We start from the raw sequence: 15,463 nt of genomic DNA on the forward strand, positions 1-15,463 counted from the left end.
ACATGAAGAAATTTCCCTGGGCGTGCGTGGCGCTGACCGCATTGTCGTTATATTCAAGTTCGCTGCTAGCAGCCAACTTTAGCGCGAGCTTTAAAAATACCGATATCCGCGAGTTTATCGATACGGTAGGCCGCAATCTGAATAAAACCATACTCGTCGATCCGTCCGTGCAGGGCTCGGTGTCGGTGCGAACCTACAACGTGCTGACGGAAGATGAGTATTACCAGTTCTTCCTGAGCGTGCTGGATCTGTACGGCCTGTCGGTGATCCCGATGGACAACGGCATGATTAAAGTAGTGCGTTCCAGCGTGGCCCGTACCGCCGGCGCGCCGCTGGCAGACAGCAAAAACCCGGGTAAAGGTGATGAGATCATCACCCGCGTCGTGCGCATGGAAAATGTGCCGGTACGTGAACTTGCCCCGCTGCTGCGCCAGCTGAACGATGCCACCGGCATCGGCAACGTGGTGCACTTTGAACCGTCCAACGTGCTGCTGTTGACCGGTAAAGCCTCGGTAGTGAACCGCCTGGTGGATCTGGTTCAGCGCGTGGACAAAGACGGGATTCAGCGCCGCGAGATCGTGCCGCTGCGCTTTGCCTCCGCCAAAGAGCTCTCCGACATGTTGAACAACCTCAACAATGAAGAGCAGAAGGGGCAGAACGCGCCGCAGCTGGCCACTAAAGTGGTGGCGGATGACGAAACCAACAGCCTGGTGATCAGCGGCTCGGAAGATGCGCGCATGCGTACCCGCTCTCTGATCCATCAGCTGGACCGCGAGCAGAACAACGAGGGGAATACCCGCGTCTTCTACCTCAAATATGCCAGCGCCACGAAGGTGGTGCCGGTTCTGACCGGGATAGGTGAACAGCTGAAGGACAAGGCCAGTACGCCGAAGGCGAAAACCGCCACCGCGTTCAGCGATCTGAACATTACCGCCGACGAGGCCACCAACTCGCTGGTGATCACCGCTCAGCCTAACGTGATGAACTCCCTTGAGAAGGTGATCGACAAGCTCGACATCCGTCGTCCGCAGGTGCTGGTGGAAGCGATCATTGCTGAAGTGCAGGACGGTAACGGCCTGGATCTCGGCGTGCAGTGGACCAGCAAGCACGGCGGCGTGCAGTTCGGCTCCACCGGCCTGCCAATCAGCCAGATTAAAAACGGCACCATGAAGGGGGCGAGCTTCACCGGCCTTGCGACCGGCTTCTTTAACGGCGATTTCGGGGCGCTGATGACCGCGCTCTCCACCGACGGCAAAAACGATATTCTCTCCACGCCAAGCGTGGTCACGCTGGATAACAAAGAGGCGTCGTTCAACGTCGGTCAGGACGTGCCGGTGCTTTCCGGCTCCCAGACCACCAGTGGCGACAACGTCTTTAACTCCGTTGAGCGCAAGACGGTCGGGACCAAGCTGAAAATTGTGCCGCAAATCAACGACGGCGACATGATCCACCTGAAGATTGAGCAGGAAGTCTCCAGCGTCGACAACAGCGCGACGGAAGATGCCAGCCTCGGCCCAACCTTCAACACCCGTACCATCAACAACGAAGTGATGGTGCACAGCGGGCAGACGGTGGTGCTCGGCGGCCTGATGGAGAACGTCACCAAACAATCGGTCTCCAAAGTGCCGCTGCTGGGCGATATCCCGCTGGTCGGCCAGCTGTTCCGCTACACCTCGCAGGATACGGCTAAACGCAACCTGATGGTGTTTATCCATACCACCGTGCTGCGCGACGACGACAACTACAGCGCGGCGTCGAAAGAGAAATATGACCAGATCCGCGCCCGCCAGCAGCAGCGTGTGGAAGAGAAGAAGCTCGGTATTGTTGAACCGGCGGATAACGCGGTACTGCCCGCGTTTCCCGTCGACGCCAGCGCCGCACCTGTGAAAACCAGCGCCAGCGCACCGCGCAATCCTTTTAAAGACTAAGGCGGAGAGGGCACCGTGGACGAACTGACTAAAACCCTGTGTAGCAGCAGCTACGCAAAAGATAACGGCGTTCTGTTTTACAACAACGACGTCTATATCCGTGATAACACCCCGGCGTTAGCACTGCTGGAAGTGCGCCGGGTGCTGGGACGCGCGTTCGTCCCGGTGACCCTGACATCTGAAGCCTTTGACGAGCTGCTGGCCAAGATCTGGCAGCAGAGCAGCGGCGTTTCGCAGCAGCTGGTGGATGATATGGACGCGGATATCGACCTGATGGCGTTAACCGAGGAGATCCCGGATAACGAAGACCTGCTTGATAACGACGAGAACTCGCCGGTGATCCGCCTGATCAACGCCATTCTCGGCGAGGCGGTGAAGGACGGCGCGTCGGATATTCATATCGAAACCTTCGAGCGCACGCTGAGCATTCGCTTCCGCGTTGACGGCGTGCTGCGCCCGGTGCTGCAGCCGGCGCGCAAGCTGGCACCGCTGCTGGTGTCTCGCATCAAGGTCATGTCGAAACTGGACATCGCCGAGAAGCGCCTGCCGCAGGATGGCCGTATCTCTCTGCGCATCGGCCGCAAGGCCATCGACGTGCGCGTCTCGACCATTCCGTCCCAGTACGGCGAGCGCGTGGTCATGCGCCTGCTCGATAAAAGCAACCTGAAGCCCGACATCAACAAGCTGGGCCTGATTGATGAAGAGCTGGAGAAGTTAAAAGGGCTGATTGACCGCCCGCACGGCATTATCCTGGTCACCGGGCCGACAGGTTCCGGTAAAAGTACCACCCTGTACGCCATTCTCTCGGCGCTGAACGGTCATGAGCGCAACATCCTGACCGTTGAAGACCCGATTGAATACGAGCTGGAAGGGGTGGGGCAGACGCAGGTTAACCCGCGCGTGGACATGACCTTTGCCCGCGGGCTGCGCGCCATTCTGCGTCAGGACCCGGATGTGGTGATGATCGGAGAAATTCGCGACGGCGAAACCGCGCAAATTGCGGTACAGGCCTCGCTTACCGGTCACCTGGTCATGTCTACGCTGCACACCAACAGCGCCGCCGGGGCGATAACCCGCCTGCGGGATATGGGGCTGGAGTCGTTTTTAATCGGTTCATCGTTGCTCGGTGTCATTGCCCAGCGTCTGGTGCGTCGGCTGTGTAGCCACTGCCGGATCACCAGTCCGCTGGATGACAATGAAAAAGTGCTGTTCAGCTTTATGGACGCGCCGCCGAAAGCGATCTATCGCGCAGTGGGCTGCGAGCACTGCCGCCAGAGCGGCTATCAGGGCCGTGCCGGTATTCATGAATTTCTGGTGGTGGACAGCACCATGCGTCGCGCCATCCATGAAGATAAGGACGAAATGTCCATCGAAACGCAGCTCTTTAAGCAGGCCTACAGCCTGCGCGAAAACGGGCTGCTGAAGGTGATTAGCGGCATCACCTCTCTGGAAGAGGTGATGCGCGTCACCGCCGAGCGCGGGGGGGATGAATAATGGCCTTCTACGCCTGGACGGCGACGGATGCGGCGGGCAAAACCCGGCGCGGCACGCTGCAGGCCGAGGGGCAAAAGCAGGTTCGCCAGTGGCTTCGCGAACAAAAGCTAATGCCTGTCAGCATCACCGAAACCCGCGAAGCGGCGGTGTCCGGGAAAGCAAAGACCGGGGCTAAGCTCTCCACGCCGGTGCTGTCGATGTTTACCCGCCAGCTTTCCACGCTGGTCAACGCCGCGCTGCCGCTGGAAAGTGCGCTGAAGGCCATCTCGAAGCAGACGGAAGACAAAAAGCTGGCGGCGATGGTGGTGGAGATCCGTGAAAAGGTGGTGGAAGGGCACACGCTGTTTGACGCCTTCAGCCAGTTCCCGCGCACCTTCGACAAGCTCTACTGCACCCTGGTGATGGCCGGTGAAAAGACCGGTCACCTGGGCGACGTGCTGGAGAAGCTGGCGGAGTACAACGAGCAGCGTCAGAAGATGAAAAGCAAGCTGACGCAGGCGATGGTCTACCCGATTACCCTGACGGTGGTAGCCATCGCGGTGATCGGCATTCTGCTGGTGGCGGTGGTCCCGCAGGTGATCGAGCAGTTCACCCACATGAAGCAGCAGCTGCCGATCACCACCCGCACGCTGATCGCGGTGAGCGATTTCCTGCAGGCGTACGGCATCTATATTGTCGGGATCCTGGCCGGTGGGTTTATCGGCTTTAAGACCTGGCTCAGAAATGCCAAAAACCGCTTTCGCTGGCACAGCTGGCTGGTGAACGGCTCGCCGATTAAAAAGCTGGTCTGCGCCATCAACAGCGCCCGCTATATCCGAACCCTGAGCATTCTGCAGGCCAGCAGCGTGCCGCTGCTCGAAGGGATGTATATCGCGATGGACGGTATCGAAAACCTCTACGCCCGGCAGGTGCTGGAGCAGGCCGCCGATACCGTGCGCCAGGGGGCATCTTTATATGCCGCGCTTGAACAGGCGAAATTATTCCCGCCGACCATGCTGTACATGATTGCCTCCGGCGAAGAGAGCGGGGAGCTCGGCAATTTAATGGACCGCGCGGCGGAAAACCAGGAGTCGGCATTACAGCATCGAATTACGTTAACGCTGTCGGTATTTGAACCGGCGCTGGTGGTCTCCATGGCGACGATTGTTTTATTTATCGTGCTGTCAATATTACAGCCGCTTCTGCAACTTAATAATATGGTAGGTTAAATCATGGCTATAAAACGTAAAAACCTGGCTCGCCAGGCGGGCTTCACCTTGCTCGAATTAATGGTGGTGATCGTTATTCTCGGCGTTTTAGCGAGTATGGTGGTGCCAAACTTAATGGGCAATAAAGAAAAAGCGGATACGCAAAAAGCGACCAGCGATATTGTCGCGCTCGAAGGCTCGCTGGATATGTATAAGCTCGATAACCACCGCTACCCGACGACCGAGCAGGGACTGCAGGCGCTGGTGACCAAGCCTGAAATCGCACCCATCCCGAATGGCTACCGCGCTGACGGCTATATTCGCCGCCTGCCGCAGGACCCGTGGGGAAACGATTATCTGCTCGTCAGCCCGGGCGAACACGGCGCAGTTGACGTCTTCTCTGCCGGTCCGGACGGCGAAGCCAATACCGCAGACGATATTACGAACTGGTCTCTGGATAAGAAAGAGAAATAATGAAAAGTCAACGCGGCTTTACGTTGCTGGAAATTATTCTGGCGCTGGTGATATTTTCCAGCTGCGCCATGATGGTGGTATCAACAATACCCTCACGCAGCGGTGCGGATATATTTGGCCAGCAATTAAAAGCCCTCGTTGATTATGGTTCAGATCGTGCGGTAATGGACGGAAATATCGTCGGGCTGGTAATCACCACCGATAAATATCAGCTTGTCACGCTCGACGGTAAAAATGGCGTGCGTCACTGGGTGCCTTTATCTGCCGGACGAATTACCACCAAAGGCGATTTTCCGCAGGAGATGCATGTATCGCTGTCGCCCCAGCGTCTGGCGGCCACCGTCGAGGCCGATCCCCAGATCCTCTTTCTGCCGGACGGTGAGATTGGCCGCTTTACGCTGACGCTGCAAAGCTACGACAAACAGCACCATTTCCGCGTGGTGTCGCAGGGCGCGGCCCCGGTATCGGTAGAGAACGATGACTAAAGGCAAGGTTAAGCAGAACGGGATGACGCTGCTGGAGGTGATGGTCGCGCTGGTCATCTTCTCCACCGCCGCGCTGGCGCTGATGAACTCGGTCTCTCTGAACGTGCGCTTCACCCACGGGCTGGCCAACACGCTGCAGGCCAGTTGGGTGGCCGAGAACCAGCTGGCGGAAGCGCAGCTCGCGAAAACCGACTTCCCGGATGCTGAGGAGCAGGGAACGGAAATCATGGGCGGGCGCGGCTGGAACTGGCGTAAGCAGCGGGTCAAAACCGCCGACAACGGCTGGGCTAACGCGATTCGCGTGTATGCCGAAGGTGACGACAGCCAGCCGGTTATTTCGCTGCAGATCGTTGGGCCAGGAGAGAGCCAGTGAAGAGAACCCGACGCCAGCGCGGTTTTACCCTGCTGGAGATCATGATTGCCCTGACCATCTTTGCGGTGATCGGCACCCTGGCCTGGCAAATTCTGGACGGGGCGATGCGCACCAGTTCGGCCACCGACGCCAGCGCGGCGAAGCTCAATCAGCTGCAGCGCGCATGGAACCTGATGGAACGTGATTTCTACCAGCTGCAGGCGCGCGCGCCGCGCAACGAGCCGGATCTGTTCCGTCAGGTGGACGATGCGCTTGAGCTGACCACGCTGAACGGCGTGAGCGGCACGGTCCAGCTGGAGCGCGTGCGCTGGTGGCTGGAACAAGGGCATCTGTATCGCGACGTCTGGCCGGTGATTGACGGCCCGGCGGACGCGAAACCCGACGAGGTGCCGATTGTCAGCGACGTGAAATCCCTGCAGTGGCGTTTTTACCGTCAGGGCTGGCAGAAAAGATGGAGCGACCCGGCGCATCTGCCGGACGGCGTGGAGCTGACGTTGACCATGGAAAACGGTGATACCTGGCGCTGGGTATTTACGACCCCGGGAGATCTGCCTGAGGCCGCTGCACCTGCCCCGCAGCCGGCACAGGAAGTGAAGCCATGAGCCGATTACAGAAACAGAAAGGCGTAGCCCTGCTGGTGGTGCTGATCCTGCTGGTGATGATGTCGGCGCTGGCTGCCAAAATCAGCCAGCAGTTCTGCCGCAACCTGCAAAAAACGCATTACCAGGTAAGCCAGCAGCAGCTGCGCTGGGCGATGCAGGCCCAGGAAAAGGTGGTGAAAGACCGGCTGCAGGCCGACGCCAGCGGGGAAAGCAAAGCGCTCTCCCCCGACGGCGACTGGCATCAGCCGCTGGAAACCCGGGGCGAAGACTACACGGTGGTCGGCCAGGTGGAAGACGCGCAGGACTGCTTTAACGTCAACAACCTGCTGGCGGTCGAGAAAGTTGCCCAGGGGAAAAACCCCCCGGCGGTGCCGGAAAAGCCCCGCAGAGAGCAGATTGTTGAACAGCTTCTGACGCAGAGCGGCCTGAGCCAGACCAACGCGGAAGAGGTGTATCTGCAGCTGGTGGACTATCTCGATGGCGACACGACGACGGCCAAAGAGGGCGCAGAGACCGATGCCTGGGCTGGCGTGGTGCCCGCTCGCCAACCGGCAAACCAGATGATGCGAACCATTGCCGAGATCACGCTGCTGCCCGCATTTCCGGCTGCCGCTTACCCGAAGGTGAGCAAGCTGCTGTGCGCGCTGCCGGACGCCGCCAGCAAGGTGGATGTGAATACCCTGAAACCGGAGCAGGCCGCCTTACTGGCCGCGCTGTTCCCGGGAAAACTCAATGAAGATGATGCCGTTCGCCTGATTGAATCGCGTCCTGAAACCGGCTGGGAAAGTATGGAAACCTTCAGCAAAGCGCTGGAGCAGGCCTTCCCCCAGTTAAAAGACGACCTTCCGCAGGTGGCCGACTATCTCTCCATTAACAGCCGGTATTTCCGCGTCAATTATACCGGCAATACCGATGAATTAACGCTTCGCGTGGTGAGCCAGCTTCAGGTCAATAACGAAGCCGGTGAGATCGTGACGTGGCAGCGCCGTTACCGAATGATTGAATAAGAAAAGTAGAACGCTATGAAACAGGTCCTTTTTGTTCGTCCCGACAGCCGCGAGGGCGGGAAAATAATGTGGTGTGTCTCCGGCAGCGAGCAGGTTGAGACGCTGGATAGCCTTGACTCGCTGATAAACCATCCCCTGGCGGCACGCGTTTGCCTGCTGCTGCCTGCCAGCAACATGATCTTCCGCCACTTTACGCTGCCGAAAAAAGTTGCCTCGCAGGCGGCTGCATTTTCGTGGATGGCGGAAGAGACGCTGATTGGTGACGTGGATAATCTTCACTGGACGGTGCTCAACAAAAAGGGCGCCGAGGTCGATGTGGTGGCGATTGATGCCGACCAGCTGCGCGGATGGTTAACCCGTTTTCAGGCCGCCGGAATGAAGGTGATCCAGGCGTTGCCGGATGCCTGGCTGCTGCCGGTGGCAGAGGGAGGAAGCACGCTGGTTAAGCAGGATGAAAGCTACTGGCTGCGTTTATCCCCCCACACCGCCGGGGAGATGGAGGCCAGCCTGCTGCCGCTGCTGATGCAAAAAGCGGGCGAGGGCGAGGTGTGCTGCTACGGCGCGCAGCCTGAAGGGGTTGACGTTGACCTCCTGCAGCCCTGGCAGCATCCGCTGGTACTGATCCAGCCGCAGTGGCAAACCTGCCGCGTGAATATTATGCACGGTGAATTCAGCGCGAAAGCGGGCTCGGGTAAAGCCCCGAAAGGCATCAAAGCGGCAATGGCCGCAGCGGGTCTGCTGTCTCTCGGCCTGTTGCTCGGCCCGCGCGTCGCCATGGCCTGGATGCTGGTGCAGCAGGAGAATGCTAATCAGCAGGAGATCGCTCAGGTTTTTCAGCACCATTTTCCGAGTATGCGCCAGAAGACCAACATCAAATACCACTTTGATCAAAACATGAAAAAGCAGACCAAAGGGGTATTTTTGCAGCTTGAAGCGCTGGAGAAGGCCAGGCAGGCCGTGCCGGCGATGGAAATCGATCTGCTGGAATACGACGCCCAACAGAACACGCTGACGCTGAGCGTCAGTGCGCAAAACCAAACCGCGTTGCAGACGTTTGTGAATCAGGCGGGGGAAAATTTTGATTTTACCCTGCAGCCTGTTTCTACCGCTGCACCTTATACCGCCATGATTGCAGGGAAATATAAATGAAAGAGCGAATCGCGCAGCTTAAGTCTCGTTATCAGAATTACAGCGCCAGGGAAAAAGTCATTATAAAAATATGTGCCGTAGCCCTGGCGGGGGGGGCCGTTTATTACGCAGGCATGATCCCGCTGGATAATATGATTCTGAACAGTAAAGCCACGCTGAACAGACAAAAAGAGACGCTGAACTGGATGCGCAGTGAAATAGATAAAAACCATCTCCAGGTCCAGATTGTCAAAACAGATAATCCGCGTACGGTGGTGGAGAGTAGCGCACAGGAAATTAATCTTCCTCTGACGGATGTGCGTCAGGATGGACAAACCTTATCGTTCGTCGTAAATCGCGTTAACGTCTACGAATTAAAGAACTGGCTGCGGGAAATTAACCAGACCTCCGGCGTCAGGCTGCAAAAAATGAACCTCACGCCGGTCGATCGCCTCAGTGATGTAAAAGCGGAAGTCCAGCTCACCTGGAGCAAAGCCTCATGAACACCTTCGCGCTGATGCGGGAGGTCTACCCGGTGGGGTTCCCGCTGATGAGTGCGATTCTGGGCGGCATTGTGGGGAGCTTTCTGGGCGTCGTCGCCGAGCGCGTACCGGGCATGGTGATGGAGGAAGAGGGGGGCGGCAATTTGCTTTTTCCGGCGTCGCACTGCCCGGCGTGTCAGCACACCCTGGCCGCCTGGGAGAATATTCCGCTGGTCAGCTGTCTTCTCCTGCGTGGACGTTGTAGCCGCTGCGGCGTGGGTATCCCATTGAGGATATTTTTAATCGAACTTTTTTCCGCGCTGTTTTTTGGCGTCACCGCCTGGTGTATGCCAAACGTACAGGCCTTGTTCTCCCTGTGGGTACTGGCGGCGTTCTTGTTGCCTCTGGCCTTGATCGACTGGCGGCATCAGCTGCTGCCGGATTGCCTGACGCAGCCTGTGCTGTGGGCTGGCCTGTTGCTCCATACGTTTGACCATACGATGCCGCTACGCGATGCGCTATTTGGCGCCGTGGCAGGTTATCTCTCTCTTTGGCTGCTCTACTGGGCATTTCGGCTTGGTACCGGGCGGGAAGGGCTGGGTTATGGCGATTTTAAGCTGCTGGCGGCTTTGGGAGCCTGGTGCGGCTGGCAGGCGTTACCCACGCTGGTATTAGTCGCCGCCTTAAGCGGTATCGTCGGTTATTTCATCCTGAATATCTTAAATAAAAATAACCTCATTATTGCTTTCGGACCCTATCTCTCATTTGCTGGAATAGTGGTGTTTATTGGGCAGCAGTTTGCTTTCATATTTTAAATATTTCGGTCAAGTTTTTTTGTCAATTTTTTCGACGGTGTAAGAGCAGGACGTCTCTTTGCGCCCAGTGTATCGTAAGGGATATAAGCTATACGGAATTTTGGCTTGTATCTTTTTATGGGGGAATACAACGCAGAAAAATATTTTCTTGTCACGGTTGTAAGGTCAGTTAAATACGCATTATGCAAATAGATTCCATGCTCTCAAGGAAGACATGGATTATTAACGTCACGAATAAATTTATCAGGAAATAAAAATGAAATTTATGAAGCCTAAATATCTGGCGCTCTTCATTGCGGCGGCATCCGGCTCCGCATTTGCAGCAGCACCGGGTACACCGACTATCAGCAGCGGCAATGATAAATTTGCGCTGGTAGAGGTAGACCAGGCGGCTCAGGACTACAACAGCCTTGTCAAAGTGCATAAAGATGGCGTGGATGTGAAAGTTGAGTGGAATGTCTGGAGTGGCGCTGCGCCAACGTCTGCAAAAGTTCTGCTTGATGGCACCCCTGTCTGGACCGGGGCCGGTAGCGCTTCCGGCTCCGCGACGTTTAAAGTGAAAAAAGGTGGCCGTTACCAGGAACAGGTTGAGTTGTGTAACGCCAGCGGCTGTACCAAAAGTGCCAGCAAGCTGATTATTGTGGCGGACACCGACGGCAGCCATCTGCTGCCGCTGAATACAACCATGAAAGAGAACAATAAAACCTTCTCTGAGCATACCGATAAGGTCGTCGGGGCCTATTTCCCTGAGTGGGGCGTATACGGCCGTAACTTCCCGGTTGATAAAATCCCTGCCGCTAACCTGAACCACATCCTGTACGGCTTTATTCCAATCTGCGGTGGCGATGGCATCAACGATGGTCTGAAAACCGTTGAAGGTGGTAACAGCTTCGCCGTATTGCAGCGTGATTGTGCAGGCCGCCCGGACTATACCGTGGCTATCCACGACCCATGGGCTGCCCTGCAAAAACCGCAGGCTGGCGTGTCTGGATGGGATGACCCCTACAAAGGGAACTTCGGCCAGCTGATGGCGCTGAAAAAAGCGCATCCCGGCCTGAAAGTCCTGCCATCCATCGGTGGCTGGACCTTGTCCGATCCGTTCTTCCACATGGGCGATCCTGCGATCCGCGCTCGCTTTGTATCGTCTGTAAAAGATTTCCTGCAAACCTGGAAGTTCTTTGACGGTGTGGATATCGACTGGGAATTCCCAGGCGGCGGCGGTGTGAATGAAAACCTCGGTAATCCGCAGCAGGATAAAGCGACCTACACTGCGCTGATGCACGATCTCCGTGCGATGCTCAATGAACTGTCAAGCGAAACGGGCCGTTCCTACGAGCTGACCAGCGCCATTGGCGCCGGTAAAGATAAAGTTGAGGATGTGGATTACACCACCGCTCAGCAGTATCTCGATCATATCTTCCTGATGAGCTATGACTTCTACGGCGGCTGGAGCAACACCGACCTGGGCCACCAGGCCGCACTGCGTGCACCGTCATGGCGACCAGATACCAACTACACCACCGAAAACGGCGTGAATGCGCTGCTTCAGCAGGGTGTACAGCCAGGTAAGATCGTCGTGGGTACAGGTATGTATGGCCGTGGCTGGACCGGCGTGCACGGCTACACCGGCGATAATCCATTCACCGGTACTGCAACCGGCATGGTGAAAGGCACCTGGGAACCGGGTGTTGTCGACTATCGCCAGATCGTAAATGAGTACAAAGGCAAGCCGGGTTGGGAGTATGGCTACGACGCGACTGCAGAAGCGCCTTACGTCTTCAACAAATCAACGGGCGATCTGATCTCCTATGAAGATGCCCACTCCGCGGCCGCGAAAGGCAAATACGTCCTGGCCAACAAACTGGGTGGTCTGTTCTCCTGGTCTATTGATGCTGACAACGGCGATATCCTGAACGCGATGAACGAAAGCCTGCTGGGCAGCACTACCCCGGTTGATCCGGTGGTGACTAACCATGCGCCAATCGCGTCATCTTCCGATCAGAACGTCTCAGGCCCGGCAACCGTTACGCTGGATGGCTCTGCCTCTACCGACCCGGATGGCGATGCTATCACCTACAAGTGGACCCAGATTTCTGGTCCATCGGTGACCCTCACCAACAGCACCAAAGCCAAAGCGACCTTCAACGTTGCGGCCGTGACCAGCGACCAGACCCTGGCGTTCCGCCTGACGGTAACGGATGCGAAAGGCCTGAGCAACGCAATTGATGTGCAGGTCGTGAACAAAGCGCCAAAAGCGAACCAGGCGCCGGTAGTCAATCAGATGGAAGCGGTAACGCTGCAGGCGGGTGAAACCTATGCTCTGCATGCCCAGGCGGCGGATCCTGACGGCGACGCGCTGACCTACGCCTGGAGCATTCCGGCGGATATGCACGCAACCGGAACCGATAGCGCGAACGTGACCATCACTGCGCCAGAGGTGACTTCAACGTCTACTTACACGCTGAGCGTCGTTGTCGGTGATGGTAAAACCAGCGTGCAGTCTAACGTGCAGGTTACCGTGAATCCGAAACCGGCTGAGGTTACGCCGCCGGCTGATGACGTGACCCCACCTGCTGACGAGGTTACCCCTCCGGCTGATGAGGTGATTCCGCCATCTGATGAAGGCTCTGCAGCCGGTAGCTGCGACGCGCCTGTCGATGCTAACGCCAGCAAATATGCCGCGTGGGATGCCAGCAAAATCTACAACAATGGCGATACCGTAAGCTTCGACCATCTGGTGTGGAAAGCGAAGTACTGGACCCAGGGCAACCAGCCCGGCTTCGGTGTTGATGCCTGGGAGCTGGTCAGCAATGTGAAGATGAACTGGCGATCTGACCTGGTCTACAACGGCGGCGAAACCACAACCTACCAGGGCAATGTTTACCGTGCCAAATGGTGGACCCGCGGTGATAACCCGGCTAAGAGCGATGTATGGGTGAAAGAAGGCCCATCAACAGACTGCAAATAATATAGCCCAGTAATCACTCACCACCCTTTTGGGGTGGTGAGTGATTCAAAATTCATTTTACAGGATGTTGCTAAGGAGAAATCACTGACGCTTACAGCAGGTAAACATGAAAAAGGTAATGTTGTTGTTATTGATAATAAGCCAAAGCGCGCTGGCAAACTGTTGGGATAAAGCGGCGCATTATTATCATGTCGATCCGTACTTATTATATGCCATCGCCAACGTTGAATCCGGCATGAACCCTTACGCGGTTGGTCAAAACCATGACGGCACGCGTGATGTCGGGCTAATGCAAATTAACAGCTCCCATTTTGCGCAGCTTGAGAGCAGGGGGATCGATGAATACCGGCTGATGACCGAGCCCTGTACCTCCATCATGGTCGGCGCTTCCATCCTGTCCGGGATGATTAAGGTCTATGGCTATAACTGGGAGGCGGTAGGCGCGTATAACGCCGGGTTAAAAAAAGAGAATTATCCGCAACGCATGAAATATGCCCATAAAGTCTGGGCGAAATATCAGCAATTGAAATTAGCGGCACGTTATTAAGGTTTTTTATTTTTGAAGAATTCCCGAGGGTGTTCTTCGAAAAGTGAAAACAGCTGTCTGTGGTTTATTTATTAACGGATTAATACATAAGCCGGGATTTTATAATTTAACTTCTATTAACAGGAATACAGAAATGAACAAAAGGACGTTACTGAGTGTACTCGTTGCCGGCGCATGCGTCGCCCCGTTTATGGTGCAGGCTGCCTCGCTGCAAGCAACCCCCAGTGAGCCGTACACCATGAAAGCCAGCGATCTGGCGAAGAAGGAAAAAGAACTGACCAGCTTCCCGCTGATGGCCTCCGTAAAAGAGACTATTCAGACGCTGGACAATGCTCAGGTAGAAATGATTGAGCCAGGCCGCGCGGCGAACCCTGCAAACGTGAAGCGCGTAGAAGGGATCGTCAAGGCCAGCGACTGGGAATATCTCTTCCCACTGCGCGCGCAGGCGTACACCTACAGCAACTTCCTGAAGGCGGTAGGTAAATTCCCGGCGCTGTGTAAGACCTATAACGACGGTCGCGACAGCGACGCCATCTGTCGTAAAGAGCTGGCTACCATGTTTGCCCACTTTGCCCAGGAAACCGGCGGCCACGAGAGCTGGCGTCCGGAGGCCGAATGGCGTCAGGCGCTGGTTCACGTGCGTGAAATGGGCTGGAGCGAAGGCCAGAAGGGCGGCTATAACGGCGAATGTAACCCTGACGTCTGGCAGGGGCAGACCTGGCCGTGCGGGAAAGATAAAGACGGCGACTTCCTGAGCTACTTCGGTCGCGGTGCGAAGCAGCTGTCCTACAACTACAACTACGGTCCGTTCTCTGAGGCGATGTACGGCGACGTGCGTACCCTGCTCGAAAAACCTGAGCTGGTGGCCGACACCTGGCTGAACCTGGCGAGCGCGATCTTCTTCTTTGCCTACCCGCAGCCGCCAAAACCAAGCATGCTGCAGGTTATCGACGGCACCTGGCAGCCGAACGCTCACGATAAAGCCAACGGTCTGGTCCCTGGCTTCGGCGTGACCACCCAGATCATCAACGGTGGCGTAGAGTGCGGCGGCCCGACTGAAATTGCCCAGTCGCAAAACCGTATCAAGTACTACAAAGAGTTCGCGAACTACCTGAAAGTGCCCGTTCCGGCGAACGAAGTGCTGGGCTGCGCTAACATGAAGCAGTTCGATGAAGGCGGTGCTGGTGCCCTGAAGATTTACTGGGAACAGGACTGGGGATGGAGCGCGGATACCCCAACCGGCCAGACCTACTCCTGCCAGTTGGTGGGCTACCAGACGCCGTTCAGCGCCTTTAAAGAGGGTGACTACAGCAAGTGCGTGCAGAAGTTCTTTAACGTCAACATCGTGAACGACGATGGCTCTGCCACCACCCCGGACGAAACCCCGGTGACGCCAGCGCCGACGCCAGCAGAAGATGAAACGCCGGCTCCAGCGCCAGCGCCGACGCCGGATGAAACCCCGGCTGAGCCGGTGGCGGTGAACCACGCCCCGGTCGCGCATATTGCGGGTCCAGTCGGCGCCGTTGAAGCCGGTGCGCAGGTCTCTCTGAGCGCGGAAGGCTCCACAGACGCCGACGGTAACAAGCTGACCTACACCTGGCGTTCACAGGATGGTCAGACCGTGACCGGTCAGGACAAAGCGGTTGTGACCTTCAGGGCGCCAGAATCCGCCACTGCACAGCAGATTGAAGTGAGTCTGACCGTTAGCGATGGCGAACTGAGCAGCACCACCTCTTACCTTCTGAACGTGAAGGCGAAAGCGGCACCGTCTCAGGACGAAGGCACTTCCGGCTCTTACGTCGCGTGGAGCGCGAACAGCAAGTACAAGGCAGGTGATATCGTGAACAACCACGGTAAACTGTTCCAGTGCAAACCGTTCCCGTACAGCGGCTGGTGTAACAACGCCCCGGCATACTACGAGCCAGGCGCAGGTCTGGCATGGGCTGATGCCTGGACGGCACTGTAAAAGCAAA

14 protein-coding genes are annotated in these 15,463 nt (G+C 56.8%); all 14 read left to right on the forward strand.

Annotated features, from left to right (window positions below; genetic code table 11):
* Positions 1-2: 2 nt before the first annotated feature.
* The 14 genes from gspD (at position 3) to ACMGG5_RS13420 (ending at position 15,456) form a co-directional block, all read left to right on the forward strand.
* Positions 3-1,928 (forward strand): type II secretion system secretin GspD, encoded by a 1,926-nt coding sequence (gene gspD, locus ACMGG5_RS13355; protein WP_420277972.1) that lies wholly within the window; start codon positions 3-5, stop codon positions 1,926-1,928.
* 15 nt (positions 1,929-1,943) lie between these two features.
* Positions 1,944-3,422: a type II secretion system ATPase GspE gene (gene gspE / locus ACMGG5_RS13360; RefSeq protein ID WP_157188833.1), complete on the forward strand. Its 1,479-nt coding sequence runs from the start codon at positions 1,944-1,946 to the stop codon at positions 3,420-3,422.
* Entirely contained in the window at positions 3,422-4,630 is a 1,209-nt protein-coding gene (gene gspF, locus ACMGG5_RS13365; protein ID WP_420277973.1) for a type II secretion system inner membrane protein GspF, read from the forward strand. The genes gspE and gspF overlap by 1 nt, the downstream gene beginning before the upstream one ends.
* Positions 4,631-4,633: 3 nt before the next feature.
* A complete protein-coding gene (gene gspG, locus ACMGG5_RS13370; RefSeq protein WP_024907836.1) occupies positions 4,634-5,083 on the forward strand; it encodes a type II secretion system major pseudopilin GspG in 450 nt (149 codons plus the stop codon).
* Positions 5,083-5,568, forward strand: a complete 486-nt coding sequence (gene gspH / locus ACMGG5_RS13375) for a type II secretion system minor pseudopilin GspH (protein WP_148768975.1) — start codon at positions 5,083-5,085, stop codon at positions 5,566-5,568. Before gspG ends, gspH begins: the two co-directional genes overlap by 1 nt.
* Positions 5,561-5,941 carry a type II secretion system minor pseudopilin GspI gene (gene gspI / locus ACMGG5_RS13380; RefSeq protein ID WP_420277974.1) on the forward strand — a complete coding sequence of 127 codons (381 nt, stop codon included), beginning with the start codon at positions 5,561-5,563 and terminating at the stop codon, positions 5,939-5,941. The genes gspH and gspI overlap by 8 nt, the downstream gene beginning before the upstream one ends.
* Positions 5,938-6,543: a type II secretion system minor pseudopilin GspJ gene (gene gspJ, locus ACMGG5_RS13385; RefSeq protein ID WP_370883950.1), complete on the forward strand. Its 606-nt coding sequence runs from the start codon at positions 5,938-5,940 to the stop codon at positions 6,541-6,543. Before gspI ends, gspJ begins: the two co-directional genes overlap by 4 nt.
* Complete coding sequence (gene gspK, locus ACMGG5_RS13390) at positions 6,540-7,550, forward strand: type II secretion system minor pseudopilin GspK (protein WP_024907832.1); 1,011 nt, start codon at positions 6,540-6,542, stop codon at positions 7,548-7,550. The genes gspJ and gspK overlap by 4 nt, the downstream gene beginning before the upstream one ends.
* Positions 7,551-7,565: 15 nt before the next feature.
* On the forward strand, positions 7,566-8,699 hold the full coding sequence (gene gspL / locus ACMGG5_RS13395; protein ID WP_370883949.1) for a type II secretion system protein GspL: 1,134 nt from the start codon (positions 7,566-7,568) through the stop codon (positions 8,697-8,699).
* On the forward strand, positions 8,696-9,181 hold the full coding sequence (gene gspM / locus ACMGG5_RS13400; RefSeq protein ID WP_420277975.1) for a type II secretion system protein GspM: 486 nt from the start codon (positions 8,696-8,698) through the stop codon (positions 9,179-9,181). Before gspL ends, gspM begins: the two co-directional genes overlap by 4 nt.
* Positions 9,178-9,975 carry a prepilin peptidase gene (locus ACMGG5_RS13405; protein WP_420277976.1) on the forward strand — a complete coding sequence of 266 codons (798 nt, stop codon included), beginning with the start codon at positions 9,178-9,180 and terminating at the stop codon, positions 9,973-9,975. The genes gspM and ACMGG5_RS13405 overlap by 4 nt, the downstream gene beginning before the upstream one ends.
* Before the next feature lie 256 nt (positions 9,976-10,231).
* Positions 10,232-12,943, forward strand: a complete 2,712-nt coding sequence (locus ACMGG5_RS13410; RefSeq protein WP_420277977.1) for a glycosyl hydrolase family 18 protein — start codon at positions 10,232-10,234, stop codon at positions 12,941-12,943.
* 106 nt (positions 12,944-13,049) lie between these two features.
* Complete coding sequence (gene iagB, locus ACMGG5_RS13415; protein WP_024907827.1) at positions 13,050-13,490, forward strand: type III secretion system invasion protein IagB; 441 nt, start codon at positions 13,050-13,052, stop codon at positions 13,488-13,490.
* A 133-nt stretch (positions 13,491-13,623) separates the two neighbouring features.
* The gene (locus ACMGG5_RS13420; RefSeq protein WP_420277978.1) at positions 13,624-15,456 is read left to right on the forward strand and encodes a glycoside hydrolase family 19 protein; all 1,833 of its coding nucleotides are present in this window, start codon (positions 13,624-13,626) and stop codon (positions 15,454-15,456) included.
* The last annotated feature ends 7 nt before the right edge of the window (positions 15,457-15,463 follow it).

Origin of the sequence: Enterobacter sp. BNK-34, from assembly GCF_048684445.1 — a bacterium.
In the GTDB taxonomy this organism is placed as follows: domain Bacteria; phylum Pseudomonadota; class Gammaproteobacteria; order Enterobacterales; family Enterobacteriaceae; genus Enterobacter; species Enterobacter pseudoroggenkampii.

Excerpts from the sequence above, each read along its gene's own strand:
- gspD (WP_420277972.1), top strand. The coding sequence starts at position 3 with ATGAAGAAATTTCCCTGGGCGTGCGTGGCGCTGACCGCATTGTCGTTA.
- gspF (WP_420277973.1), top strand. The coding sequence starts at position 3,422 with ATGGCCTTCTACGCCTGGACGGCGACGGATGCGGCGGGCAAAACCCGG.
- gspG (WP_024907836.1), top strand. The coding sequence starts at position 4,634 with ATGGCTATAAAACGTAAAAACCTGGCTCGCCAGGCGGGCTTCACCTTG.
- gspH (WP_148768975.1), top strand. The coding sequence starts at position 5,083 with ATGAAAAGTCAACGCGGCTTTACGTTGCTGGAAATTATTCTGGCGCTG.
- gspI (WP_420277974.1), top strand. The coding sequence starts at position 5,561 with ATGACTAAAGGCAAGGTTAAGCAGAACGGGATGACGCTGCTGGAGGTG.
- gspK (WP_024907832.1), top strand. The coding sequence starts at position 6,540 with ATGAGCCGATTACAGAAACAGAAAGGCGTAGCCCTGCTGGTGGTGCTG.
- gspL (WP_370883949.1), top strand. The coding sequence starts at position 7,566 with ATGAAACAGGTCCTTTTTGTTCGTCCCGACAGCCGCGAGGGCGGGAAA.
- gspM (WP_420277975.1), top strand. The coding sequence starts at position 8,696 with ATGAAAGAGCGAATCGCGCAGCTTAAGTCTCGTTATCAGAATTACAGC.
- ACMGG5_RS13405 (WP_420277976.1), top strand. The coding sequence starts at position 9,178 with ATGAACACCTTCGCGCTGATGCGGGAGGTCTACCCGGTGGGGTTCCCG.
- ACMGG5_RS13410 (WP_420277977.1), top strand. The coding sequence starts at position 10,232 with ATGAAATTTATGAAGCCTAAATATCTGGCGCTCTTCATTGCGGCGGCA.
- iagB (WP_024907827.1), top strand. The coding sequence starts at position 13,050 with ATGAAAAAGGTAATGTTGTTGTTATTGATAATAAGCCAAAGCGCGCTG.
- ACMGG5_RS13420 (WP_420277978.1), top strand. The coding sequence starts at position 13,624 with ATGAACAAAAGGACGTTACTGAGTGTACTCGTTGCCGGCGCATGCGTC.